Genomic DNA, 22,476 nt, shown 5'->3' with positions numbered 1-22,476 from the left:
TGGCGATTCCCGGGGTCGGGGTGATAACCTCGGTTGGTTGGCGCACTTCGGTGCGCCCCACGTGCGCGAGTGGCGGAATTGGCAGACGCGCTGGCTTCAGGTGCCAGTACTCGCAAGGGTGTGGGGGTTCAAGTCCCCCCTCGCGCACCAGTGTGAATTCGGCCCCTGGGCGATCGGCCTGCGAGCAGTGGGGACGAGTTGGGCGTTGTCGCGGGAACGCAGACGATCGAGGGTCAGGGCCGGGCGGCGTTGGGGAATCCGGTCCAGCGGAGTTCGGCGGGGAGGTGGCTCATGTCGTTGAACATGGTGATGCCAGAAATGCCGGGACGGTACTCGATGACGGTGAGCGCGGTGTTGGCGCTGTTGAGGCCGAGCCACCGTGCCGGGGGCGCGTCGAGGGCGTCGCGGATGAGCCATGCGATCGGGTAGGTGTGCGTGATGAGCACTTCGTGCACATCGTCGGCCTGCTCGGGTGGCGAGGCGAACCGGGCGGTCAGGCTCTGCGCGATCCGGTTGCCGGCGGCGGCTTCTGCGAGGTCGTAGCCGTCGAAGAACCGCACCCAGGCGCGGGGCGTTTCCTCGGGCGTCGGCAGATACGGCACATGGTCGACAAGCTCCGCAGCTTCAGCGACAGACGCTCCTGACCGGAGTTGGGCAACCACCTGCTGTGCGGTGTCGGCGGCGCGCGGCAGCGGGGAGTGCCATACCGCGTCGATGGGAAGGTGGGCGAGGCGCTGGCCGAGGAGTCTTGCCTGCTCGCGGCCGGTGTCGGTGAGCTCGCCGAATGCGTCGGCGTCGCCATGTCGTGCGATGTAGAGATGTCGTGTCGCCATGAGTTGTCAGGAGCTCGGCGCCTTACGCCATCGCCCCGTTTCCTTTCTGTTGAATGCGTGGTCGGCGTCAGTCCTGTGCAGCGGTGACGGTTCCCTCGGTGCCGTTGACGGTGATTCGGGTGCCGTCGTGGATCCGGGCGGTGGCCTGTGGCACGCCGAGGACGGCGGGGATGCCATGCTCACGGGCCACGATCGCCGCATGTGAGAGCACCCCGCCGGTCTCCGTGACGACAGCGGCGACGACGCGGAACAAGGGCGTCCATGCGGGGTCGGTGTAGGGGCAGATCACGATGTCTCCGGGCTGGACGCGGGCGAAGTCGGATGGGCCGCGCAGGACGCGGGCGATCCCGGTGACGACGCCGTGGGCTCCCGGCGACCCGGCCAGAGACGCGCCTTCCGTCGGGGTGGTCTGTGCCGGCAGCGAAGGGAGGGACGCGGTGATCGGCCTCGCCTGGAGAATCCACGCCTGTCCGTCTGCGATCGCCCATTCGATGTCCTGGGGCTGACCGAGAAGCCCCGCGATCCTGCGTCCAAGAGCCGTGAGGGTCGTGACGGCCGCATCGTCCAGTGTCGGGAGTGTCTGCTGTAGCTCGGGCACGTCGGAGGCGGTGAGGCCGCCGCGGCGATCGCGGTCCAGGCGTGTCGTCTTGCGCACGATGGTGCGCCGGATGGTTGCGTCTGTTGCCACCTCATAGGTGTCGGGGGTGACGCTGCCCCCGACGACGCTGACCCCCAGGCCCCACGATGCCTCGATCCGAATGCCGTCCTCGGGCCGGGCTGGAGTGAACATCACGCCGGACACTTCGGCGTCGATCATCCGTTGGACGAGCACGGCCATGTCCCGATCGCCGTCCACGGCGCCGCTGTTCCGGTGGTGCCAGTATTCGGTGGCGCGTGCCGAGGACGACGACGCCCAGCAGACCCGGATCGCCTCCGCGACCGCTTGCGCGCCGTGCACGGCCAGCACGCTCTCGTACTGGCCGGCCGCCGACGCGCCGGCGGTGTCCTCGTCCGCGGCCGATGAGCGCACGGCTGCCGGAGGGTCGCCCAGCTCGGCAAGGCGCCGCGCGAGCACCTCCCGCAACGCCTCGGGCACCGAGAAGCCGGCGTCACTCCGAGCGGCGCGGTAGGCGGCAAATGGCACGACGAAACCGTCTGGCACCGGCAGACCCGCTCGCAGCATGGTCGACAGCGACGCCGCCTTGCCGCCGCAGGTGTCCGCTTTCGCGTTCCGTAGAGTCGTGACCACAACCTCAACCATCAACGTTTTGTTGACAACAATATGTTGATTCTCGAGGATGGATGCATGGAACGCAAGCACGAATTCGACCTGTCGGCCGAGAGGGACCACGCGCAGGCGCGCCGAGAACGCGACGCGCAGGACCGGCTTCTCACGCTTGGCGCCGATGGGCTGAGCGCTCGCCCGTGGCGGCCTGAACCGGTACCGCCCACGGCCGTGGAGTTGACGCAGTTCGCGCTCTGGCGCTCCGCTCACCTCTCTCCCGATGATCTGCTCCACGCGCTCGCTCTCCTTCCGGCAGCGCGGGCCGAAGTCGAGGGCGTGGAGACCGGGTTGCTGTTCACGGCCCGAGCTGCGGGGTTGACGTGGGCGCAGATCGCCGAGGCGATGGGCTTCCGCTCTCCCCAGGCGTGCCACCAGCACTTCAGCAGACTCACCACCCGGCAGGGCGACCGAGCATGACCCGGCCCTCACCGCCGTCCTTGCTGGTGCTGCACGGGGTGCGGCTCCTGGGCCTTGCAGACAACGCCGCGATCGCCGAGCGTGCCGGGGTCGGTCACGAGGAGACGATCGACATTCTGCACGATGCGGAGCAACACGGCTGGGTGCAATACAACTCGTTCGCGGGCCTCGAAGGATGGTCACTCACCGAGGAAGGCAGAATCGAGAACGAGCGCCAGCTCGCCGACGAGCGCTCAAGCGCCGACCCCGGCGACGCAATCGTGGCGGTCTACCGCGACTTCCTCCCGATCAACGCACGATTCGTGCGAGCATGCACCGACTGGCAGGTCAAACCCACCAGCGAAGACCGCCTCGCTCCCAACGACCACACCGACCCCGCCTGGGACGCCCGTATCCTCGATGAACTCGCCGCCCTCAGCGCCGCCCTCACTCCACTGATCGAGCGACTGGCCGGCGTGCTCACGAGGTTCGCCGGATGCGACGCCCGCTTCGACGCGGCACTCCGCCGCGCGCAGGTCGGCCAGAACGGATGGGTAGACAGGACCGACATCGACTCCTGCCATCGCGTCTGGTTCCAACTCCACGAAGACCTCGTGGCGACCCTCGGCATCGACCGCAGGACGGAGTACTGAGACCCTCGCTCGCAGCACCGGCAGGCATCTCGAACGACCGCCGACGGTGCTCTCTCAGGTTCCGATGCCGCGGACCCACGGCCGCCGCACTCGGACGCTTCAATGTGTTCGGCACGGTGGTCGCGCTCTACGTGCTCGCCGTCGGCATCAACGGGCTGCAGCTCGCGGGCTCGCCACGCTGGGTCGACGACCTCTTCTACGGCCTGGCGCTGCTGCTCGCGGTCGCGCTGTCGCAGTGGGAGAAGCGCGCGAAGCGGCGGGCGGGGCGTGAGCGAGGCCGGCGAGACAGGCGACGAGGATGTCCCGCCCGCCGTCGGCCCCAGGAGCGTGCGGCGGTCGTCGTGTGACGCCGCGACCTCAGAGCTCGGTCTCGAACGGGCAGCCCGTGTACGCCTCGGCGAGGTAGCGGCGGACGCCTCCGACTCGACCACGGAGCGCAGCTCGCCGAGCTGGCGCAGGCGGTCGAAGTCCGAGGCGTCCGGCGCGACGTGCAGCTTTCGGCACGGGCCGTGCGGCTCGATCACTCAGGCCGCGTCGGCGATGTCGATGGTCACGGCCAAGGCCCGGGCGGCCTCGATGTCGGCAGTCAGTGCGCGCACGCGGGCCTCTGCGAGCGCGAGGGCATCCGATCCCAGCAGCTGGTGCATCGGCGCCGCATCGGTGGTCGCGACCGCGATGATCGCCGATGCGGCCTTCGCGGGGTCGCCGGGCTGGGTTCCGGGCATCCGCAGGTGCTGCTCCACCATCTCCCTGATGGCCGGGTAGGCGTCGACGGTCGAAGTCGGGAGACCCAGCGACACCGGTCGCAGGAAGTCGGTGCGCATGTAGCCGGGCTCGACGAGGTTGACCCTGATGCCGTGGTCGGCCACTTCTGCAGCGAGTGACTCGGTGAGCGCCTCGAGCGCGAACTTGCCGGCGCCGTAGAGGCTCCAGCCCGGGAAGGGCAGCAGGCCCACGATCGAGGACACGTTGATGATGTGGCCGCTGCGGCGCTCGCGGAAGCTCGGCAGTAGCGAACGCAGCACGTTCCAGACACCGAAGACCTGCACGTCGAACATGGCGCGCGCTTCGGCGTCGGAGACCTCCTCGACAGCGGCGAGGAACCCGTAGCCGGCGTTGTTGACCACCACGTCGATGCCGCCGAAGCGCTCGATGGTGGCGGTGACGGCCGCGGATACCTGCGCCTCATCGGCGAGGTCGACCTGGAGGGGCAGCAGCCGCGCAGTATCGGTGCCGTCGAGTGAGGTGGTGAGGCGTTCGACGGAGCGCGTGGTGGCCGCGACGTTGTCGCCACGGTCGAGCAGCTGCGTGACGAGCTCGAGGCCGAGGCCGCGCGAGGCGCCGGTGACGAACCAGGTGGCGGGGTGATCAGTGGGGTGGGTCATGATGTAGCTCCTTCCGAGTCGGTGGCCGGCACGCGCGTGCGGGCCACTTCCAGACTCGGGCTGTACGCCGCTGTTCGGGTCCGCTCCTCGAGCCCTCTCCGACCGCGGACCGGGCGGCCTAGGACTCGGCGGTCCACCCATGCCGATCCGCGCCGCGCCGCTCGGAGCCAGAATGGAGTCATGCCGGAGAAGAACTTCGAGCTCGCCGACTTCCTGCGTCGCGCACGGAGTCAGTGCGACCCCTCACGGGCCGGCCTCCCGGCCGATGGCCGGGTGCGGCGAGTGCCGGGCCTGCGCCGCGAGGAGGTCGCGTTCCTGGCCGGCGTGTCCACCGACTACTACGCCCGCCTCGAGCAGGGGCGGCGGATCGTGCCGTCGCAGTCCGTGGTCGACGCGATCGGTCGCGCCCTGGGGCTCGACCAGGCGGGGAGGGCTCACCTCGCCGACCTCATCGGACTCGGTACGGCGACGGCGCGCCCTCACGTCCTGCCGGTCCAACGCGTGCGTCCGGGCGTGTACCAGATGCTCGAGGCCCTCGACGGCGTGCCGGCCATCGTTCTCGGCCGTCGTGCCGACGTGCTCGCCCAGAACCGCCTGGGCAAGGCGCTCTTCACCGACTTCGAGCGATTCCCTGCGGCGCACCGGAACTACGCCCGGTGGATGCTCCTCGACGAGGAGGCGCGGTCCCTGTTCGTCGACTGGGAGGACCAGGCGCGCACCGCGGTCGAGAACCTGCGTCTCCAGGTGGGCAACGACCCGGGCGACCGCGCGGCCACGGAGCTCCTCGCCGGGCTGCGTGAACGCAGCCCGGAGTTCGGCAGGTGGTGGGACGCCCACCACGTGAACCAGCGCACGTACGGGTCGAAGCGGCTCCGGCATCCAGTGGTCGGCGATCTCACGGTCGAGTACGAGACCCTGACGCTTCCGGGCGACGGAGACACGACGCTGTTCCTCTATTCGACGGAGCCGAACTCGCCGTCGGACCGGGCGTTGCGCGTGCTCGCAAGTTGGTCGCTCACGGGCGATGGCGCCGTGCGCTCGGATGCCGGGTAGGCGGCCGGCTCAGAGTTCGGTCTCGAACGGCCAGCCCGTGTACGCCTCGGCGAGGTAGCGACGGCCCGCCTCCGACTCGACCACCGAGCGGAGCTCGCCGAGCTGGCGCAGGCGGTCGAAGTCCGAGGCGTCCGGCGCGACGTGCAGCATGCTCGTCATCCACCAGGAGAAGTGCTGCGCCTTCCAGATGCGGCGCAGCGCCGTCTCGGCGTAGCGGTCGAGGGGACGCTCGTCGCCGTCGAGCAGCAGCGCGCGCAGTGCGCGGTCGAGCAGGAGCACGTCGGCGACGGCGAGGTTCATGCCCTTGGCGCCCGTGGGCGGCACGGTGTGCGCCGCGTCGCCGACGAGCGCGACGCGGCCGCGGCGCAGCTCGTGGGCCACGAAGCTGCGGAAGCGCAGCACGTCGCGCTGGAAGATCGGGCCCTCGAGCAGTTCGTGTCCGTCGACGCGCGACCGGAGGTCGTCCCAGATCTCGCGCTCGCTCAGCGACTCGGGGTCGATCTCCGGGTCGCACTGGAAGTACATGCGCTGCACGGTGGCGCTTCGCTGGCTGATGAGCGCGAACCCGTTGGGCGAGTTGCTGTAGATGAGCTCGGGGGCGCTGGGCGGCGCCTCGCAGAGGATCCCGAACCACGCGAACGGATACTCGCGGAAGTAACCCCCAGTGGTGGAACCGGTCACGGCGGTGCGGGCGACGCTGCGCGATCCGTCGGCGCCGACGACGAAGTCGGCCTCGATCACGAGCGGCTCGCCGTCGGCGGTGGTCGCGTGCACGACCGGCCGATCGGTGTCGGCGCCCTCGACGGCGACGGCGGTGACGCCGAACCGCAGGTCCTGGCCGGCGGCGAGGCGCACCGCGATGAGGTCGATGAGCACCTCGTGCTGGGGATAGAGCCAGACGCCGCGCCCGGTCAGCGCGGCGAAGTCGATGCGGTGCCCCTCGCCGGCGAAGCGGAGCTCGATGCCGTCATGCCGGTGACCGACGGTCTTCACGCGATCGGATGCCCCGGTGGCCGCGAGCACCTCGGCGGTGCCGTGCTCGAGGATGCCGGCTCGGATCGTGTGCTCGATCTCCTCGCGCGTGCGCTGGTCGATGACGATCGACTCGATGCCGGCCTGCCCGAGCAGGTGCGAGAGGAGGAGCCCGGCCGGGCCGGCCCCGATGATGGCGACCCGGGTGCGGGTGGTGGCGGTCATGCGGTCTCCTTCGACGAACGTGCAGGCGTGCGGATGTCGCGACCCAGTGTGCGATGCCGACCACGACCTCGGCGGACTGTTTCCCGATGAATGGGAAACCATCCAGACGCGGACGCTGACGCCGACCCCGACGCCGACGCCGGCGCTGCCGCTACTCGCGTCGCCGCCCCAGCGTCCGCGTGATCCCCGCGGACGCGGCGGTCAGCTCCTCGATCGCCGCGGCCTCCGCCCCGGAGTCGCGCGGGAGCACCACGGAGAGCGCGGCGATCACGTGTCCGCGTTCATCGCGCACGGGCACGGCCACGCCGGTGGAGACGCGCTCGATGGAGCCGGGCGCCACGACGTGACCGCGCCGCCGCACGTCGGCCAGCGCGCGGCGGAGGACCGCGGCATCCGTGATCGTCTCAGGCGACACCGCCTGAAGCGGTTTCGCGAAGACCCGCTCGACCACGTCGGCGTCGGCGTACGCGAGCAGCACGAGTCCCGACGACGACGCGTGCAGGGGGAGCCGGCCCGCCACGCGCGTGATGTTCGCGCCGGAGGTCGGCGACGAGAGCCGCTCGAGGAACAGCGCCTCGTCCTGCTCGAGCACGGCGAGCTGCGTGTGCTCGCGCAGTCGCGCCTGCACGCGCTCCATGAACGGCAGGGCCGCCTGGCGCAGGCGGAGCGCCCGGGAGCCGCGGAGCGCGAGCTCCCACAACCGCATGCCGAGGCGGACCCGATGGTGCTCGTCGCGCTCGAGCAGGCCCGCCTCGACGAGGTCGTCGACGATGCGGTGCGCGGTCGACGACGGCAGGCCGGCCCGCCGGCCGATCTCGGCGGCGGTCTGCACGGTGCGATCGGTGGAGAAGGTCTCGAGGATGCGCACGAGCCGTTCGATCGCGGAGTCACCGGAAGGTGAGTTCGCCATGCCCTCAGGGTCTCACGCTGGAGTAGCCTCGGCTCAGGAGGCACCCTTGAGCGACGTGGGCGACGAGAGCGACGCGAGCACGGAGGCTGCCGCGGGAGAGCCGGCCGAGGGCGTGCTGGCCCGTGCCATGCGGGTGATGAGCTGCTTCACCGAGGAGGAGCCGGCACTCTCGGCCGCGCAGCTCGCCGCGCACACCGGCATGCCGACATCGACCATGCATCGGCTGCTCGCGCAGCTCGTCGAGTACGGGCTCGTCATGCGGGTGCCGGGCCACGCCTACACGATCGGCGCGCGACTGTGGGAGCTCGGCGAGCTCTCGCCGCTGTCGCTGCGGCTCCGCGAGACGGCGCTGCCCCACATGATGCGCCTCTACGAGGCGACGGGCGAGAACGTGCACCTCGCGGTGCTCGATGCGCCGACGCCCGAGACGGCGACCGCCCTCTTCGTGGGCCGGCTCACGGGGCAGGGATCGATCCCGACGCTCGGGCGCATGGGCGGGAGGCATCCGCTGCACACCACCGGCGTCGGCAAGGCGCTGCTCATGACCCGTGACGAGGCGTGGCTCGGCCGATTCTTCTCGGTGCCGCTCGAGCGCGAGACGACGCACTCGATCACCTCGGAGGAGGAGCTCCGGGCCGACCTCGGGCGGGCGCGCGCCCGCGGCTACGCCACGACCCGCGAGGAGATGACCCTCGGGAACCTGTCGGTCGCGGCGCCGCTCGGGCGGGTCGACGGCCTCCCGCCCGCGGCGGTCGGCGTGGTCGCGCGACTCAGCCGTGCCGACGAGCGGCATCTCGGGCCGCTGGTGGTGCAGGCGGCGAAAGAGCTCACCAAGGCTCTGCGCGCGGGCACGACCTGAGCAGGATTCCCGCTGAGTGAGAATCCGCACGGGCTCCGGATGCTTCGAATGTCACCCTTGAAGGAAGCCACCAGCCGCGGTGACAGTCGAAGGAGACCCATGACCAGCAACAAGACGGCGGCGGCGCCCGAGGAGCTGCTCGCGGCGCCCGACCAGGCGACGCAGAACCAGATCACGCAGGAGATCCGCGACCTGCACGACGAGGTCGCGCGACGCGAAGCCGAGGGCGAGACCGTGCCCTCGACGATGTGGAACTTCCCGCCCTACCGCTCGAGCATCCTGCGCCACCCGACCAAGAACCCGCGCCTCGTCGACCCCGAGACGATCGAGCTGTGGTCGCCCGCGTACGGGCAGCGCGACGTCGCCGCCATCGAGTCCGACCTCACCCTGCAGCACACGGGCGAGCCGCAGGGCGAGCGCATCACCGTGCAGGGCCGGCTGCTCGACTCGTGGGGCCGCCCCGTCGCGAACCAGCTCATCGAGGTCTGGCAGGCGAACGCGGCCGGCCGCTACATCCACCAGCGCGACCAGCACCCGGCGCCGCTCGACCCGAACTTCACGGGCGCGGGCCGCTTCATCACGAACGACAACGGCGAGTACAAGTTCACGACCATCAAGCCGGGGCCGTATCCGTGGAAGAACCACGTCAACGCGTGGCGCCCCGCGCACATCCACTTCTCGATCTTCGGGTCGGGATTCACGCAGCGCATCGTGACGCAGATGTACTTCCCGGGCGACCCGCTCTTCGCGCTCGACCCGATCTACAACACCATTCCGCGCCAGAAGGACCGCGACCGGCTGGTCGGCACGTACGACCATGACCTCACGGTGCCCGAGTTCTCGATGGGCTACCGCTGGGACATCGTCGTCGACGGTCCGGATGCCACGTGGTTCGAGCCCGAGGGAGACCACTGATGACCGCCCGCAACCTGCGCGACCTCGGCCCGAAGACGCACGAGAAGACGCCCGGCCAGACCGTCGGACCGTTCTTCGCGTTCGGCACCGTGTACCCGAAGATGAACGAGGTCGTGTTCCCGCACAGCCCCGGCTCGGTTCGCCTGTCGGGCGCCGTGTACGACGGCGCCGGCCAGCCGATCCCCGACGCGCTCGTCGAGATCTGGGGCGCGGACTCCGAGGGCAACATCCCGCGCGGTCGCGGCTCCCGCCGTCGCGACGACTTCACCTTCACGGGATACGGCCGCTGCGCCACGACCGACGAGGGCGGCTTCGTGTTCTGGACGCTCAACCCGGGCCAGGTCGACAGCCGCGCGCCGTTCTTCGCCGCGATCGTGTTCGCCCGGGGCCTTCCCGACAAGCTGCACACGCGCATCTACCTGCCCGACGACCAGGACCTCCTCGACGCCGACCCGTTCCTCTCCTCGCTCACGCCGGACGAGCGCGCTACGCTCATCGCAACGCGCACGCCCGACGGCAACCTGCACCACGACATCCGGTTGCAGGGCGAGAAGGAGACCGTGTTCATTGCCTTCTGACGCATTCCCCGACGAGTCGCCCAGCGCGCTCGACGTGGGTCTGCTCGCGCCGGTGGCCGTCGGCCACGACGCGGAGGTGACGGATGCCGCGGTGCTCGACGCACTCGTGGCCGCCGAGGTCGCGCTCGTGCGCGCGTACGCCGACGTCGGCACGGCCCCCCGCGCCGTGGCCGACGCCGTCGAGTCGGCGCTCGGATGGCGCGGCGTCGGCGAGCCGTGCCGCGGACACGGCGTCGACCCGGTGGCGCTGGCCGGGACATCCGTCTCGGGTGGCAACCCGGTGATCCCGCTCGTGGCGACGCTGAAGGAGCGGGTGCCCGCCGAGGCCCGTGCGTGGGTGCACCGCGGCGCGACGAGCCAGGACATCCTCGACTCGGCACTCATGCTGATGGCGTTCCGGGCTGCGCGTGCCGTCGTCGCCGACCTGCGCGCGACCGAGGCGGCGCTCGCCGCGTTCGCGGAGGAGCACCGCGGCACGGTGGCCGCAGCCCGCACGCTCACCCAGCACGCGGTGCCGACGACCGTCGGGCTGCGCGCGGCGACCTGGCTGCGCGCGGTGCACCGCAGCGCCGACCGTCTCGAGGCGGCGATCGACCGGTTGCCCGCACAGCTCGGCGGCGCCGGCGGAACCCTGGCGTCGTTCGTCGAGATCGCGGGGCCGGATGTCGCGCCCCGCATGCCCGAGCGCTTCGCCGCGTCGCTCGGGCTCGCCGCGCCCGAGGCGCCGTGGCACACCACCCGCTGGCCCGTCACCGAACTCGGCGATGCGCTGGTGGCGGCGATCGATGCGCCGGGGGTGATCGCGGCGGATGTCGCGACCCTCAGCCGCACCGAGATCGGCGAACTCGCCGAGGGCCTCGGCGGCGGGTCATCCGCCATGCCCCAGAAGCAGAACCCGGCGGGCGCCGTGCTCATCCGCTCGGCCGCACTGCGCGCTCCGCAACTCGGCGCGACCCTGCACGTCGCCGCGGCAGGCGCGGTCGACGAACGGCCAGACGGCGCCTGGCACGCCGAGTGGCCCACGCTGCGAGAGCTCCTGCGGCTCGCGCTCGGCGCCACGGCGCACGCGGCGCGCCTCGTCGAGGGGCTCTCGGTCGACCGCGACGCGGTCGCGCGCAACCTCACGCTCACCCGCGGGCTCATCGTGGCCGAGCGACTCTCGCTCGTGCTCGGCCCGCGCATCGGGCGCGATCGGCTCGCGGCGCTCATCGCTGCGGCACGCGGTGGCGACGGCGGCGACCTCGCCACGCTCGTGCGGGCCCTTCCCGAGGCCGCCGACCTCGACGTCGACGCCCTGCTCGACCCCGCGAAGTACACCGGGCTCGCCGCCCGGCTCGTCGATGATGCCGTCGCCGGCGCCGGTGACGTCGCCCGCCCCCACGCCGGTGCGCAGCCGGCTCGACCGGAGGACACCCCATGACCGTTCCCCACATCGCCCTGACCGACGAGGTCGGCCCCGCGGGTGCCCCGCTCGTCGTGCTGGGTTCCTCGATCGGCACCTCCTCGGTGCTGTGGGAGCAGGTCATCCCCATCCTCGCCGACCGGTACCGGGTCGTCGCGTGGGACCTCCCCGGACACGGGCGCGCGCGACCGGCGACCGAGCCGTTCACGATCGCCGAGCTGGCGGACGCGGTCGCCGAGGCCGTCTCGGGGTCGGGCCCCGTGTTCTATGCGGGCGTTTCGCTCGGCGGCGCCGTGGGCCTCGAGTTGCTGCTGCGGCATCCCGAGCTCGTGAAGGCCGCGGCGATCGTCTGCTCGGGCGCCAAGATCGGCCAGTCCGAGACCTGGCACGAGCGGGCGGACCAGGTGCGGGCGCAGAGCACGTCGGTGCGCATCATCCCATCGGCTCAGGTCTGGTTCGCACCCGGTTCGATCGAACGCGAGCCCGAGCTCACCGGCCGCCTGCTGCATGTGCTGCAGGACGCCGACGACGAGAGCTACGCGGCGTGCTGCGACGCGCTCGCCGAGTTCGACGTGCGCGACCGGCTGGGTGAGATCACCGCTCCGGTGCTGGCGGTGTGGGGTGAGCACGACACCGCGACGCCCGAGGCGACCGCCGCGGAGATCGCGAACGGCGTGCGTGACGGCCGCCTCGAGCGCATCGCGGGTGCCGCGCACCTCCCGCCCGCCGAGCGTGCACAGGAGACGGCGGAACTACTGCTCGACTTCTTCGGGACGAGGGGTTGAGCGCGATGACGCGACCGCAGGGCGACGGCCTGACCGACGGCGAACGGTACGACCAGGGCATGACCGTTCGGCGCGAGGTGCTCTCGAACGAGCACGTCGACCGTGCGACCGCCGCGGCGACCTCGTTGACCGCGGACTTCCAGGACTTCATCACGCGGGTCGCGTGGGGTGACGTGTGGTCGCGGCCGGGCCTCGATCGCCGGATGCGATCGGTCGCCGTGCTCACCTCGCTCATCGCGCACGGACACGAGGAAGAGCTCGCGATGCACCTGCGCGCGGCGCGGCGCAACGGGCTCACGATCGAGGAGATCGAAGAGGTCATCCTGCAGTCGGCGATCTACTCGGGCGTGCCCGCCGCGAACACCGCGTTCCGGATCGCCGGCGAGGTGTTCGGCGACGAGGTGTCGTAGCGCCCGCGCCCCTCACGCCCCCGCCCCCCGCACCTCGCCCATTTCGCCGAGCGCGTGCAGATCCGACCAGCGCGCACGCGGACGCAATTGCGCTCGACGGATCTGCACGCGCTCGGCGGGGCGGGGGCTGGGGGCTGGGGCGGGGGCTGGGGCGGGGGCTGGGGCGGGGGCCGGCCCGTCACGAGCCGCCGCGGATCGAGAAGAACTCGCCCTGCAGGCCGCGGAGCGCACGCTCGACCGTGTCGTACAGCCAGTCGAGGGCAGCGAGGTGCTGCGTCGTGGTGCGCCGGTGGAGGCACACGTCGACCGGGTGCATGTCGACCGGAAGCGGCTTCAGCGTGAGCGGCCAGGCCGTGGTCCACGCCGCGCCGATCGTGTCGGGCACGGTCGCGATGAGGTCGGGGCCGGCCACGAGCATCGGCGGCACGGACGCGAAGTGGTTGACCGTGATCGGATCCTCCATCGCGATCGAGGCCCGCCGAAGCGCGGCGCGCAGGTTGGGCAGACCCGAGTCGCCGGCGACCACGATGTGCGTGGCGGCCGCGTACGATGCGGCGGTCAGCTCGGCATCGGCCAGGGGATGTCGCGTCGACATGAGCACCCCGTAGGCCTGCTGCTTGAGCACCACGTGCTCGAGGCCGGCCCGCACGGGGGACGACGTGACCGCGAGGTCGACGGCTCCCGTCGCGAGCCACTCGGGCAGGGCGGCCACGTCGAGCGCCACCGCGTCGATGCGCACGTCGGGGGCGGTGCGGCGGATGATCTGCGTGATGGCGGGCAGGTAGCCGATCTCGCCGAGCTCCGACAGGGCGATGCGGAACCGTCGCCGCGAGCTGCCCGGGTCGAAGGAGTGCACGGCGTCGAGCGTCCGGTCGACGCCCACCACGGCGTCGCGGAACCCGGGGAAGACCGCGTCGGCGAGCGGGGTCGGCTCCATCGCGCGACCCACCCGGCGGAACAGCGGGTCGCCGAGCTCGCGTCGGAGCCGGGCGAGCGACTGGCTCACCGCGGGCTGCGTCACGTAGAGGCGCTCGGCCGCGACCGTGAGGCTCCGCGCCTCGTAGACCGCCACGAAGACGCGCAGGAGGTTGAGGTCGATGGGGTGCTCCGAGCCATTCGGGAATCGTTCCCCAAGGATAAGCGCTGCTTATCGGAGAACCCTCTCGCGACTGAGGCATCCGCATAGCATGGGCACGTCCCGCGCATCGCCGGGCGTGCCCGAACGAAGGAGTTCCCCATGGCCGAGTCCCTCGCCGACGCCATCGCCCGCGCCGGGAGCGCGGTCGAGTTGCTGCGCAACGCACCCGCACGGCCGACGATCTTCCCGGTGACGCCGGAGTACAGCAACTGGCGCTCCGAGCAGCAGTCCTGGCGAAGCACGGTGGCGCTGCTCGACCAGTCGCACCACATGACCGACCTCTTCATCTCGGGGCCCGACGCGCTGCGACTGCTCGCCGACGTCGGCGTGAACAGCTTCGCGAAGTTCGCGGTCGACAACGCCAAGCAGTTCATCGCGGTGAACCACGAGGGGTACCTCATCGGCGACGCGATCCTGTTCTACCTCGCCGAGAACGAGTTCGACCTCGTCGGGCACCAGATGGTGATCGACTGGGTGCAGTTCCACGGCGAGACCGGCGACTACGACGTCACGTTCGAGCGCGACGGCAATTCCATCGTGCGCGCCGGCGACCCGAAGCTGTTCCGCTTCGAGCTGCAGGGTCCCAACGCCCTCGCGCTGATGGAGACGGTCACGGGCGCGCCGGTGCCGCCCACGAAGTTCTTCCACATGGCCACGTTCACGATCGACGGCCTCACGGTGCGCTCGCTGCGGCACGGCATGGCGGGGCAGCCGGGCTTCGAGCTCTTCGGCCCCTGGGAGCAGGGGGAGCGCGTTCGATCGGCGCTGGTGCGCCACGGCGACGAGTTCGGCCTCGTGCTCGTGGGCTCGAAGGCGTACTCGTCGGCCAACCTGGAGTCGGCGTGGGTTCCGTCGCCGCTTCCCGCGATCTTCAGCGGCGACGGAACCGAGGAGTATCGGCGATGGCTCCCGGCCGCCGCTGCCGGGTCGCTCGCGGGCAGCTTCACGTCCGACCGCATCGAGGACTACTACGTCACGCCCTACGATCTCGGCTACGGTCGCAGCGTCGCGTTCGACCACGACTTCATCGGTCGCGAGGCCCTCGAGCGGCACGCGCAGAACCCCCGTCGTCAGAAGGTCACCCTGGTCTGGAACGACGAGGATGTCGCGGCGGCGATCGGCTCCCTCATGAAGCCCGGCCTGCCGGCGAAGTACATCGACCTCCCGAAGGCGCGGTACGGCCTCTACCAGGTGGATCGTGTGCTCGCGGACGGCCGCGATGTCGGCATCTCCCATGACGTGGGCTACATCACGAACGAGCAGGTGTTCGCGTCGCTCGCAAGCATCGAGAACGACTTCGCCGCGCCGGGCACCGAGGTGACGGTGGTGTGGGGTGAAGAGCCGAACTCGCGCAAGCCCGTCGTCGAGCCGCACCGGCAGGTCGAGATGCGCGCCACCGTGCAGCCGGCGCCGTACTCGTCGTTCGCGCGCGAGAACTACCGGAAGGACACGTAGGCCCCGGGCGCCGACGGCGCGCTCACCGCACCGCCCCCGTCGCCCCGCTGTGCCGCAGCGCCTCGTCGATCTGTGCGGCGGTGCGGAGGAGGGCGGGCAGGTACTCGTCGCGGAGGCGCTCGAGGCTCGACGTCGCCGCGGCACCCGACACGTTGACGGCCGCGATGACGCTTCCGTCGCGGGCGTGCACGGGTGCGGCGATGCTGCGCACCCCGATCTCGAGCTCCTGGTCGACGAGCGCCCAGCCCTGCGCTCGCACCTCGTCGAGGATCGCGCGGAGCTCCGCGGGGTCGGTCACCGTGCGATCGGTGTGGTGCTCGGCGTGCAGCGAATGCAGCAGCGGCTCGAGCTCGTCGTCGGGGAGCGCCGCGAGCAGCACCCGGCCCATCGAGGTCGCGTGCGCGGGGAAACGCGTGCCGATCGTGATGCCGACGTTCATGATGCGCCGAGTGGGCACGCGAGCGACGTAGACGATATCGGCGCCGTCGAGCACCGAGGCCGACGTCGACTCGCCGAGCTCGTGCGACAGCGCCTCGAGGTGCGGCTGGACGAGTTCGGGCAACGTGAGCGCCGAGAGATAGCTGAACCCGAGCTCGAGCACGCGCGGGGTGAGTTGGAAGAGCCGCCCATCGCCCGAGACGTACCCGAGGCCGATCAGCGTGTGCAGGAACCGGCGGGCGGCCGCCCGGGTGAGCCCGGTGCGTTCGGCGACCTCGCTCAGGGTCATCCGCGGATGGTCCGCGTCGAAGGCACGGATGACCGCGAGCCCGCGAGCGAACGACTGCACGTACTGGTCGCTCGGCTCGGGCTGCATGGAAGTCACGCTACCGGGAGCACGCTAGCGTTCGAGCACGACGGCGAGGCCCTGGCCGACGCCGATGCAGATGGCCGCGACGCCCACGCCGCCGCCTCGCCGGGCGAGCTCGTGCGCGAGGTGGCCGATGATGCGGCCACCGGATGCCCCGAGCGGATGTCCGATGGCGATGGCACCGCCGTGGATGTTGACCTTCTCGGGGTCGAGGTCGGGCCACAGCCGGAGGCACGCGATCGATTGCGACGCGAACGCCTCGTTGAGCTCGACCACGTCGACGTCGGCCCAGGTGCGGCCGGCCCGGGCGAGCGCCCGGTTCGCCGCCTCGACGGGCGCGATGCCGAACGTGTGCGGGTCGTTGCCGAACGCGCCGCGCCCCGTGATGCGGGCGAGCGGATCGGCGTCGATCGGGGCATCCTCACCGCCGATGAAGAGCATCGAGGCGCCGTCGTTGAGCGGTGAGGCGTTGCCGGCCGTGACGGTGCCGTCGGGGCGGAAAGCGGGCTTCAGTCCCGACAGCGTCTCGACCGAGGCATCCGGCCGGATGCCCTCGTCGCGGGTGAGCGTCGTGCCGGGCACGGGCACGACCTCGGCGTAGAGGCCCGCGTCCCACGCGGCGGCCGCGAGGTGGTGGCTGCGCACGGCGAACTCGTCCTGCTCCTCGCGCGTGATGCCGAAGCGGTCGGCGAGCTGCTCGGCGGTCTCGCCGAGCGGCACGGTCCACTCCTTCGGCATGCGCGGGTTCACCATGCGCCAGCCCAGCGTCGTCGAGTGCATGGTCTCGGATGCCGCGGGGTACGGGTTCTGCGGCTTCAGCACCACCCACGGGGCGCGGCTCATCGACTCGACGCCGCCCGCGAGCACGAGGTCGGCGTCGCCGGTCTCGACGGCGCGGCTGGCCTGGATGATGCTCTCGACGCTCGAGCCGCAGAGCCGGTTCACGGTGCTGCCCGTCACCGACGTGGGCAGGCCGGCGAGCAGGGCCGCCATGCGGGCGACGTTGCGGTTGTCCTCGCCGGCCTGGTTGGCGTCGCCGAGGATGACGTCGTCGATGCGGGCCGGGTCGAGGTCGGGATGCCGCGACATCAGCGCCTCGATGGTGTGCGCCGCGAGGTCGTCGGGGCGGACGCCCGCGAGGCCCTTGCCGAATCGCCCGAACGGGGTGCGGATCGCGTCGTAGACGTAGCTGGCGGTCATCGCTGCTCCTTCAGGTCGAGGCCGAGCAGCTCGCGCAGCTCGTCGACGGTGGTGCCGAACGTCTCGCGCACCACGAGGCCGTCGGGGGTGATGTCGAACACGGCCCGGTCGGTGTAGATGCGGTCGACGCATCCGACGCCCGTGAGCGGGTAGGTGCAGTCGGCGACGATCTTGGGGGTGCCGTCGCGGGTGAGGAGGTCCATCATCACGAACACCTGCTTGGCGCCGATGGCGAGGTCCATGGCGCCGCCGACGGCCGGGATCGCGTCGGGGGCACCGGTGTGCCAGTTCGCGAGGTCGCCGCGGGCCGACACCTGGAAGGCGCCGAGCACGCACACGTCGAGGTGGCCGCCGCGCATCATCGCGAACGAGTCGGCGTGATGGAAGTACGCGGCGCCGGGCCGCTCGGTCACGGGCTGCTTGCCGGCGTTGATGAGGTCGGGGTCGACCTGATCGGGCTCGGGGGCCGGGCCCATGCCGAGCATGCCGTTCTCGGTGTGGAGGATGACGGCGTCACCCGGCGGGAGGTAGTTGCCGACGAGCGTCGGGATGCCGATGCCGAGGTTGACGTACGAACCCTCGGGGATGTCGCGGGCGACGACCGCCGCGAGTTCCTGCCTGCCCATGCTCATGATGCCGCCTCCCCGATGAACGCGCCGTCGCGGAGCCAGGGCCGCTCGCCCACCTCCACGACGTGGTCGACGTAGATGCCCGGGGTGACGACCACCTCGGGGTCGAGCGCGCCGAGCTCGACGACGGAGTCGACCTGCGCGATGGTCGTGGTCGCCGCCGCGGCCATGATCGGGCCGAAGTTGCGCGCCGTCTTGCGGTAGACGAGGTTGCCCCACGGGTCGGCGTGCAGGGCGCTGACGAGCGCGAAGTCGGCACGGATCGGATACTCGAGCACGTACTGGCGACCGTCGATCTCGCGCGTCTCCTTGCCCTCGGCGAGGAGCGTGCCGTAGCCCGTCGGCGTGTAGAACGCGCCGATGCCCGCGCCCGCGGCGCGGATGCGCTCGGCGAGGTTGCCCTGCGGCACGAGCTCGAGCTCGATGAGGCCGGCGCGGTACAGGCCGTCGAAGACCTGCGAGTCGGACTGGCGGGGGAACGAGCAGACGATCTTGCGCACCCGGCGCGCGGCGAGCAGTGCCGCGAGGCCGGTCTCGCCGTTGCCCGCGTTGTTGTTCACGATCGTGAGGTCGGACGCGCCCTGTTCGATCAGCGCGTCGATGAGCTCGACCGGCTGGCCGGCGCGACCGAAGCCGCCGATCATGATCGTCGCGCCGTCGGGGATCTCGGAGAGCGCGGTGGCGACGCTCTCTCGCACCTTCGATTTCACCGAGCACCATCCTTGTGTTCGTGATACGAACGACTGTTCGCACAGCGTCAGGATAGCACGATGCCGTGCCCAGCCGCGCGCCGCCCGCCGCGGTCCCGTGGAGGACCCCGACTGCGGCGAAGTCCGCTGCCGCACAGAGGAGATCTCCCGCGAGTTTCCTCAGAGTTTCTAGGTGCCGTGCGTGTGCACTCGTGCATGAAACTATTCATGAAACTCGACGGCTTGGGTGATGTGTTGCAGCGTGTGCTGAACGGCGCATCGGCGGGATCCCTGGAGACCGGGGTGCTGGACTTCAAGCGCGACCCGCACACGATCACTGGCCCTGACCCGCCTGGCAATCCTCAGGCACGCCTGATCGAGGAATTGGTCGACGCCGTCGTCTGCTTCGCGAACGCGCGCGGCGGACGGATCGTGCTCGGCGTAGACGACAAGGCCACCGGTGAAACGGCGTTCAGCGGAACATCCGTCGATTCAGCGATGCTGCGCAGTCGGATCTACGGCAACACCCGGCCGCAGCTGACCGTGCCGCAGCAAATGGCGGACCTCGATGACAGGAGCCTGCTGCGGGCACTCAACGTGCTCGACCGGGAGGATCGTCTGCTGATCGCCGGAGAGATTCTCTTCACGACGCCGGCACATGACGGCGTCGACATTCTCGCGCGGACCGCAGCGGGTGCCGAACCGTCGGTTCGCAGGTTGCGAGAGCCGCTGGTGCTGCTCCTCCCGAGGACCCTCGACACCATTCGCTCCACCATCGATCCTGAGGTCGCGCATGTCGCTCTGGCCGGCGGCCAGGAGATCGCTTTGCCTGACTTCTCGCCGATCGCGATCGATGAAGCTGTCACCAACGCGTTGGTGCACCGTGACTACTCTCGACCGGACAGGGTGGTCATCGACCACTCCCCGAACGCGCTGCGCGTATGGTCACCCGGTGGCCTGCCATTCGGCGTGACGGAGGATCGCCTGCTCAGCACGGTCTCGACGCCGCGGAACGCGGCGCTCATGGGCGCGATGCAGCAGCTTGGACTCGCTGAGCGCGCATCACGCGGTATCGACAGGATGTTCCGGGAACAGGTCCGAGTCGGTCAGCAGATTCCGGGCATCCGGGCAGACGAGTACTCGGTCGAGATCTCCTTCACAAGCGGTGCCCCAAACCGAGCGTTCGCCGGCTACGTGGCCACGCTCCCTCGAGCGCTTCGTGACAACGTTGATGCGATGCTCGCGCTCGTGCATCTCTGTCAACGCCCCACGCTCACTCTGAGCGACGCCGCACGCCTCCTGCAGTTGAGTGAACCCGAGGCGAAGGATCGACTCGACGCCCTGGCTGCCGGCGCAGAGGCGATCATCGAGCGAGATGGCGACGCCCGTCGAGGGACCCGCTGGCGGCTACGCTCATCCGTCGCTTCGGCGCTCGGGACTGCCGTGCAACACCGTGCGCGAGCGGACTCTGCTCGCCCCCGCGTCGAAGCCCACCTCCACGAGTACGGATGGATCACCAACAAGACCATTCGCAACATGTTCGACCTCGACCTGCAGCAGGCGAACCAGATACTCAGCGACTTGCGCGCAGCGAATGTCGTTGTGAAAGACCCGACGGGCCGCAGCGAGGGCCATCCATCCGTTGGTTGCCAGCAGATCGATTGGACGGACCATTCAAGCGGTGATGTCGATTCGGGAGGAGCAGACCGGACCGCCGGCGGGTGCTCAGTCGAGCGGCTCGATGAGCGACGGATCCTCGGGGTCGGCGGTACGCGAGTTGTTGACCTTGCGGTCGACCTCGTGGCTCTCGATGGTCGATGCCACCTTCGACGACTCGGCGTCGAGCAGCGCGACCATGTGCTCCTTGCCGGCGTCGTCGAGCTTCACGGGCGCGAGGTACTCGTCCCACGCGTCGCGGTCGAGGAACACGGGCATGCGGTCGTGCACCTCGCCCGAGGCATCCCGAGCCTCACGCGTGATGATGGAGGTCGAGACCTCCCACTCGTCGCCCACCTTGCGCGCCGTGTAGATGCCGGCCGCGGCGAGCATCGGCCGCTCGCCGTGCAGGAAGAACGCCTGCTTGTGCCCTGGCTCGCCCGTCCACTCGTAGTAGCCCCGCATCGGCACGAGGCAGCGCGACGATGCGAACGCGCCCTTCCAGAGCCCGTTCGTCGCCACGGTCTCGATGCGGGTGTTGAACTGGGGCCGCTTGGACTCCTTCATGAAGGAGGGGTGGAAGTTCCAGACCGCCGCGTCGATCGAGCGCACCACCTCGCCGGTCTCGCGGTTCGGCCGCTCGCGCACGATCGGGATCACCTGGGTCGGCGCGATCGAGTACTGCGGCCGCCAGTCGCGGTAGTCGCCGCCCTGGGCGACGAACTCCTGGATCATCTCGTCGACCTTGGCGTCGTTGGCGAAGCGTCCGCACATGCTGCCAGTCTGCACCCGCCCGCCGACATGCGCACGGCCCGGATTCAGCCGGGCTGGGCGATCGGCAGCACCTCCGCGCTTGGAAGCGACGCGAGGAAGGCACCGGTGACGAGCAGCTTCGAACCCCGGATGCCGCTGCCCACGATCAGCCGGTCGTGCCGCGCCACTCCTCATCCTCGTACGTCACCGCCGGCGTCCGCGGCGGCGGCCCGGTGCGGAACCCCACGAGCTTGTGCGACCCGTCGCAGAACGGGCGCACGGCAGATGCACCGCACCGGCAGAGCGCGAAGGTGCGGCGGTTCGGCTCGATGGGCGCACCGTGCTCGTCGAGCAGCGCGAGATCGCCTCGCACGAGCAGCGGGCCGTCGGGGCACGCGGTGATCGAGACCGGTCGAGCGGATGCCTCAGCGTCCGTCACAGGGGCCTCCGAAGCGCCGACTCGCCGCGCTCGAACCGCTCGCGCAGGCCGCCCCAGAGTCGCCCGTCGACCGTGAGGCACGCCGACGCGCCGAAGAGGATGTCGCGGGCGAGTTGCGGTTCCTCCTCCGCGAGCGCGCCCGCCAGGTCGCGGGCCGCGAGCTGCTCGTGCACCGCGTCGGCTTCGACGTGCTCGTCGAAGTAGTCGGCGACGTCCTCGCCGAAACCGAGCCGTCGCAGCCCGTTCGCGTAGGCACGGCACGGCAGCGACGACGTCATCTCGTAGGCGGCGAGATGCCCGACGATCGCACCGCGAAGGCGTCGGTGCAGGCCGAACAACGACATGAGGTTCATCGACGTGTACACCTCGACCGGCACGTGGTCGGCGTAGGCGCCGTAGCGGTCGTCGAGTCCCGCACCGCGCATCGCGCGAGCGAAGATCGTCGCGTGCAGGCGATCGGGTCGGCCGCCGCCGTACTCGTCGGCCTGGATCTCGACGAGCGCCGACTTCGCGCGCCCGTGCAGCCGCGGGATCGCCCAGCTGTGCGGGTCCGCCTCCTTCAGCGTGTAGATCGAACGGCAGGCGAGGATCTCGCGCGCCTGGTCGGCCGTGGCATCCCGTTCGACGAACCCCGACAGGCTCGGCGAGTCGTCGTCGCCCACGAGCGCGAACAGGGCCTCCGGCACGTCGCGCACGGCGACCGGCTGTCGCACCGAGTGGCGCAATGCCTCCTCGAACTCGCGCTCGATCGGGCCGCGCACCGCGAGCAGTCGCGGGTCCCACTCCCACGAGTCGGACACGCCCTCGAGGCCGCCGTAGTGCAGCTCGTACATGAGGAAGAGCGCGAGCTGCACGTCATCGTCGATGAGCGGGTCGACGGATGCCGCGAGCCCCTCGGTCGCGGCAAGGGCGAGGTCGCCCACCGACGCGTGCTCGGGACCGGTGAGGACCTCGATGAGCGCGGCGGTGATCGGTCCGCGCGGCTCGGGCAGCGCCATGGGGCGCATTCGCGCGTCGGTCAGTCGACGCTCGGCGGTGATGGTCATGA

25 protein-coding genes and 1 tRNA gene are annotated in these 22,476 nt (G+C 70.8%); 11 read left to right on the top strand and 15 right to left on the bottom strand.

Translation table 11 applies throughout. From position 1 onward, the window contains the following. Nucleotides 1–63: 63 nt before the first annotated feature. Nucleotides 64–150, top strand: a tRNA-Leu gene (locus EZM51_RS15140). 83 nt (nucleotides 151–233) lie between these two features. Here EZM51_RS15140 and EZM51_RS15135 read toward each other — a convergent pair. Continuing rightward, complete coding sequence (locus EZM51_RS15135; protein ID WP_136709146.1) at nucleotides 234–833, bottom strand: histidine phosphatase family protein; 600 nt, start codon at nucleotides 831–833, stop codon at nucleotides 234–236. Nucleotides 834–900: 67 nt separating this feature from the next. Continuing rightward, the gene (locus EZM51_RS15130) at nucleotides 901–2,352 is read right to left on the bottom strand and encodes a PEP/pyruvate-binding domain-containing protein (RefSeq protein WP_349236069.1); all 1,452 of its coding nucleotides are present in this window, start codon (nucleotides 2,350–2,352) and stop codon (nucleotides 901–903) included. An 86-nt stretch (nucleotides 2,353–2,438) separates the two neighbouring features. Between EZM51_RS15130 and EZM51_RS15120 the strand changes: the two genes are divergently transcribed. Next, the gene (locus EZM51_RS15120) at nucleotides 2,439–3,167 is read left to right on the top strand and encodes a transcriptional regulator (RefSeq protein WP_349236068.1); all 729 of its coding nucleotides are present in this window, start codon (nucleotides 2,439–2,441) and stop codon (nucleotides 3,165–3,167) included. Between the two features lie 104 nt (nucleotides 3,168–3,271). Next, the gene (locus tag EZM51_RS15115; protein WP_136709143.1) at nucleotides 3,272–3,514 is read left to right on the top strand and encodes a hypothetical protein; all 243 of its coding nucleotides are present in this window, start codon (nucleotides 3,272–3,274) and stop codon (nucleotides 3,512–3,514) included. Nucleotides 3,515–3,691: 177 nt separating this feature from the next. Here the strand turns inward: EZM51_RS15115 and EZM51_RS15105 are convergent, their stop codons facing one another. After that, nucleotides 3,692–4,552 (bottom strand): SDR family NAD(P)-dependent oxidoreductase, encoded by an 861-nt coding sequence (locus EZM51_RS15105; protein ID WP_136709142.1) that lies wholly within the window; start codon nucleotides 4,550–4,552, stop codon nucleotides 3,692–3,694. 180 nt (nucleotides 4,553–4,732) lie between these two features. On the opposite strand from EZM51_RS15105, the gene EZM51_RS15100 reads away from it, so the two are divergent. Next, entirely contained in the window at nucleotides 4,733–5,605 is an 873-nt protein-coding gene (locus EZM51_RS15100; protein WP_136709141.1) for a helix-turn-helix transcriptional regulator, read from the top strand. A 9-nt stretch (nucleotides 5,606–5,614) separates the two neighbouring features. Here the strand turns inward: EZM51_RS15100 and EZM51_RS15095 are convergent, their stop codons facing one another. Together EZM51_RS15095 and EZM51_RS15090 are read right to left on the bottom strand one after the other, a co-directional pair. Further along, nucleotides 5,615–6,802 (bottom strand): 4-hydroxybenzoate 3-monooxygenase, encoded by a 1,188-nt coding sequence (locus tag EZM51_RS15095; protein ID WP_136709140.1) that lies wholly within the window; start codon nucleotides 6,800–6,802, stop codon nucleotides 5,615–5,617. 151 nt (nucleotides 6,803–6,953) lie between these two features. Beyond that, nucleotides 6,954–7,712 carry an IclR family transcriptional regulator gene (locus EZM51_RS15090; RefSeq protein WP_136709139.1) on the bottom strand — a complete coding sequence of 253 codons (759 nt, stop codon included), beginning with the start codon at nucleotides 7,710–7,712 and terminating at the stop codon, nucleotides 6,954–6,956. Nucleotides 7,713–7,767: 55 nt separating this feature from the next. On the opposite strand from EZM51_RS15090, the gene EZM51_RS15085 reads away from it, so the two are divergent. The 6 genes from EZM51_RS15085 (at nucleotide 7,768) to pcaC (ending at nucleotide 12,661) form a co-directional block, all read left to right on the top strand. Next, nucleotides 7,768–8,571 (top strand): IclR family transcriptional regulator, encoded by an 804-nt coding sequence (locus EZM51_RS15085; RefSeq protein ID WP_248305685.1) that lies wholly within the window; start codon nucleotides 7,768–7,770, stop codon nucleotides 8,569–8,571. A gap of 99 nt (nucleotides 8,572–8,670) precedes the next feature. After that, on the top strand, nucleotides 8,671–9,486 hold the full coding sequence (gene pcaH / locus EZM51_RS15080) for a protocatechuate 3,4-dioxygenase subunit beta (protein ID WP_136709137.1): 816 nt from the start codon (nucleotides 8,671–8,673) through the stop codon (nucleotides 9,484–9,486). After that, nucleotides 9,486–10,064 carry a protocatechuate 3,4-dioxygenase subunit alpha gene (pcaG, locus tag EZM51_RS15075; protein ID WP_136709136.1) on the top strand — a complete coding sequence of 193 codons (579 nt, stop codon included), beginning with the start codon at nucleotides 9,486–9,488 and terminating at the stop codon, nucleotides 10,062–10,064. The genes pcaH and pcaG overlap by 1 nt, the downstream gene beginning before the upstream one ends. Then, complete coding sequence (locus EZM51_RS15070) at nucleotides 10,054–11,484, top strand: lyase family protein (protein ID WP_248305681.1); 1,431 nt, start codon at nucleotides 10,054–10,056, stop codon at nucleotides 11,482–11,484. Before pcaG ends, EZM51_RS15070 begins: the two co-directional genes overlap by 11 nt. Then, complete coding sequence (locus EZM51_RS15065) at nucleotides 11,481–12,251, top strand: alpha/beta fold hydrolase (protein ID WP_136709135.1); 771 nt, start codon at nucleotides 11,481–11,483, stop codon at nucleotides 12,249–12,251. The genes EZM51_RS15070 and EZM51_RS15065 overlap by 4 nt, the downstream gene beginning before the upstream one ends. Before the next feature lie 5 nt (nucleotides 12,252–12,256). After that, nucleotides 12,257–12,661 (top strand): 4-carboxymuconolactone decarboxylase, encoded by a 405-nt coding sequence (gene pcaC, locus EZM51_RS15060; protein ID WP_136709134.1) that lies wholly within the window; start codon nucleotides 12,257–12,259, stop codon nucleotides 12,659–12,661. A 178-nt stretch (nucleotides 12,662–12,839) separates the two neighbouring features. On the opposite strand, the gene EZM51_RS15050 is transcribed toward pcaC, so the two are convergent. Beyond that, nucleotides 12,840–13,745: a LysR family transcriptional regulator gene (locus EZM51_RS15050; RefSeq protein WP_282568149.1), complete on the bottom strand. Its 906-nt coding sequence runs from the start codon at nucleotides 13,743–13,745 to the stop codon at nucleotides 12,840–12,842. Nucleotides 13,746–13,898: 153 nt separating this feature from the next. Between EZM51_RS15050 and EZM51_RS15045 the strand changes: the two genes are divergently transcribed. Further along, nucleotides 13,899–15,254 (top strand): aminomethyltransferase family protein, encoded by a 1,356-nt coding sequence (locus EZM51_RS15045; protein ID WP_136709131.1) that lies wholly within the window; start codon nucleotides 13,899–13,901, stop codon nucleotides 15,252–15,254. Between the two features lie 22 nt (nucleotides 15,255–15,276). On the opposite strand, the gene EZM51_RS15040 is transcribed toward EZM51_RS15045, so the two are convergent. The 9 genes from EZM51_RS15040 to EZM51_RS15000 form a co-directional block, all read right to left on the bottom strand. After that, a complete protein-coding gene (locus EZM51_RS15040) occupies nucleotides 15,277–16,068 on the bottom strand; it encodes an IclR family transcriptional regulator C-terminal domain-containing protein (protein ID WP_136709130.1) in 792 nt (263 codons plus the stop codon). Between the two features lie 24 nt (nucleotides 16,069–16,092). After that, on the bottom strand, nucleotides 16,093–17,262 hold the full coding sequence (locus EZM51_RS15035; RefSeq protein ID WP_136709129.1) for a thiolase family protein: 1,170 nt from the start codon (nucleotides 17,260–17,262) through the stop codon (nucleotides 16,093–16,095). Beyond that, nucleotides 17,259–17,894, bottom strand: a complete 636-nt coding sequence (locus EZM51_RS15030; protein ID WP_136709128.1) for a 3-oxoacid CoA-transferase subunit B — start codon at nucleotides 17,892–17,894, stop codon at nucleotides 17,259–17,261. Before EZM51_RS15030 ends, EZM51_RS15035 begins: the two co-directional genes overlap by 4 nt. Beyond that, complete coding sequence (locus tag EZM51_RS15025; protein WP_136709127.1) at nucleotides 17,891–18,601, bottom strand: 3-oxoacid CoA-transferase subunit A; 711 nt, start codon at nucleotides 18,599–18,601, stop codon at nucleotides 17,891–17,893. Before EZM51_RS15025 ends, EZM51_RS15030 begins: the two co-directional genes overlap by 4 nt. Before the next feature lie 471 nt (nucleotides 18,602–19,072). Further along, the gene (locus tag EZM51_RS15015) at nucleotides 19,073–19,462 is read right to left on the bottom strand and encodes a hypothetical protein (protein WP_136709126.1); all 390 of its coding nucleotides are present in this window, start codon (nucleotides 19,460–19,462) and stop codon (nucleotides 19,073–19,075) included. Between the two features lie 843 nt (nucleotides 19,463–20,305). Next, nucleotides 20,306–21,010, bottom strand: a complete 705-nt coding sequence (locus tag EZM51_RS15010; RefSeq protein ID WP_136709125.1) for an SOS response-associated peptidase — start codon at nucleotides 21,008–21,010, stop codon at nucleotides 20,306–20,308. Between the two features lie 44 nt (nucleotides 21,011–21,054). Then, nucleotides 21,055–21,177 (bottom strand): hypothetical protein, encoded by a 123-nt coding sequence (locus EZM51_RS21245; protein ID WP_282568148.1) that lies wholly within the window; start codon nucleotides 21,175–21,177, stop codon nucleotides 21,055–21,057. Further along, nucleotides 21,156–21,428 (bottom strand): CDGSH iron-sulfur domain-containing protein, encoded by a 273-nt coding sequence (locus tag EZM51_RS15005; protein WP_136709124.1) that lies wholly within the window; start codon nucleotides 21,426–21,428, stop codon nucleotides 21,156–21,158. The genes EZM51_RS21245 and EZM51_RS15005 overlap by 22 nt, the downstream gene beginning before the upstream one ends. Continuing rightward, nucleotides 21,425–22,474, bottom strand: a complete 1,050-nt coding sequence (locus EZM51_RS15000) for an iron-containing redox enzyme family protein (RefSeq protein ID WP_248305680.1) — start codon at nucleotides 22,472–22,474, stop codon at nucleotides 21,425–21,427. The genes EZM51_RS15005 and EZM51_RS15000 overlap by 4 nt, the downstream gene beginning before the upstream one ends. Nucleotides 22,475–22,476: the final 2 nt, after the last annotated feature.

The sequence above is a fragment of the Agromyces sp. H66 genome, assembly GCF_004959775.1.
Lineage (GTDB): Bacteria > Actinomycetota > Actinomycetes > Actinomycetales > Microbacteriaceae > Agromyces.
Note: the sequence above shows the minus strand (reverse complement) of the source record. Positions and strands in the feature narration are given on the sequence as shown.

What these genes read in the sequence shown, in the direction of transcription:
- EZM51_RS15095 (WP_136709140.1), bottom strand. Translation starts at nt 6,802, where the DNA reads ATGACCGCCACCACCCGCACCCGGGTCGCCATCATCGGGGCCGGCCCG.
- pcaG (WP_136709136.1), top strand. Translation starts at nt 9,486, where the DNA reads ATGACCGCCCGCAACCTGCGCGACCTCGGCCCGAAGACGCACGAGAAG.
- EZM51_RS15045 (WP_136709131.1), top strand. Translation starts at nt 13,899, where the DNA reads ATGGCCGAGTCCCTCGCCGACGCCATCGCCCGCGCCGGGAGCGCGGTC.
- EZM51_RS15035 (WP_136709129.1), bottom strand. Translation starts at nt 17,262, where the DNA reads ATGACCGCCAGCTACGTCTACGACGCGATCCGCACCCCGTTCGGGCGA.
- pcaH (WP_136709137.1), top strand. Translation starts at nt 8,671, where the DNA reads ATGACCAGCAACAAGACGGCGGCGGCGCCCGAGGAGCTGCTCGCGGCG.
- EZM51_RS15040 (WP_136709130.1), bottom strand. Translation starts at nt 16,068, where the DNA reads ATGCAGCCCGAGCCGAGCGACCAGTACGTGCAGTCGTTCGCTCGCGGG.
- EZM51_RS15000 (WP_248305680.1), bottom strand. Translation starts at nt 22,474, where the DNA reads ATGACCATCACCGCCGAGCGTCGACTGACCGACGCGCGAATGCGCCCC.
- EZM51_RS15090 (WP_136709139.1), bottom strand. Translation starts at nt 7,712, where the DNA reads ATGGCGAACTCACCTTCCGGTGACTCCGCGATCGAACGGCTCGTGCGC.
- EZM51_RS15135 (WP_136709146.1), bottom strand. Translation starts at nt 833, where the DNA reads ATGGCGACACGACATCTCTACATCGCACGACATGGCGACGCCGACGCA.
- EZM51_RS15010 (WP_136709125.1), bottom strand. Translation starts at nt 21,010, where the DNA reads ATGTGCGGACGCTTCGCCAACGACGCCAAGGTCGACGAGATGATCCAG.
- pcaC (WP_136709134.1), top strand. Translation starts at nt 12,257, where the DNA reads ATGACGCGACCGCAGGGCGACGGCCTGACCGACGGCGAACGGTACGAC.
- EZM51_RS15030 (WP_136709128.1), bottom strand. Translation starts at nt 17,894, where the DNA reads ATGAGCATGGGCAGGCAGGAACTCGCGGCGGTCGTCGCCCGCGACATC.
- EZM51_RS15065 (WP_136709135.1), top strand. Translation starts at nt 11,481, where the DNA reads ATGACCGTTCCCCACATCGCCCTGACCGACGAGGTCGGCCCCGCGGGT.
- EZM51_RS15105 (WP_136709142.1), bottom strand. Translation starts at nt 4,552, where the DNA reads ATGACCCACCCCACTGATCACCCCGCCACCTGGTTCGTCACCGGCGCC.
- EZM51_RS15100 (WP_136709141.1), top strand. Translation starts at nt 4,733, where the DNA reads ATGCCGGAGAAGAACTTCGAGCTCGCCGACTTCCTGCGTCGCGCACGG.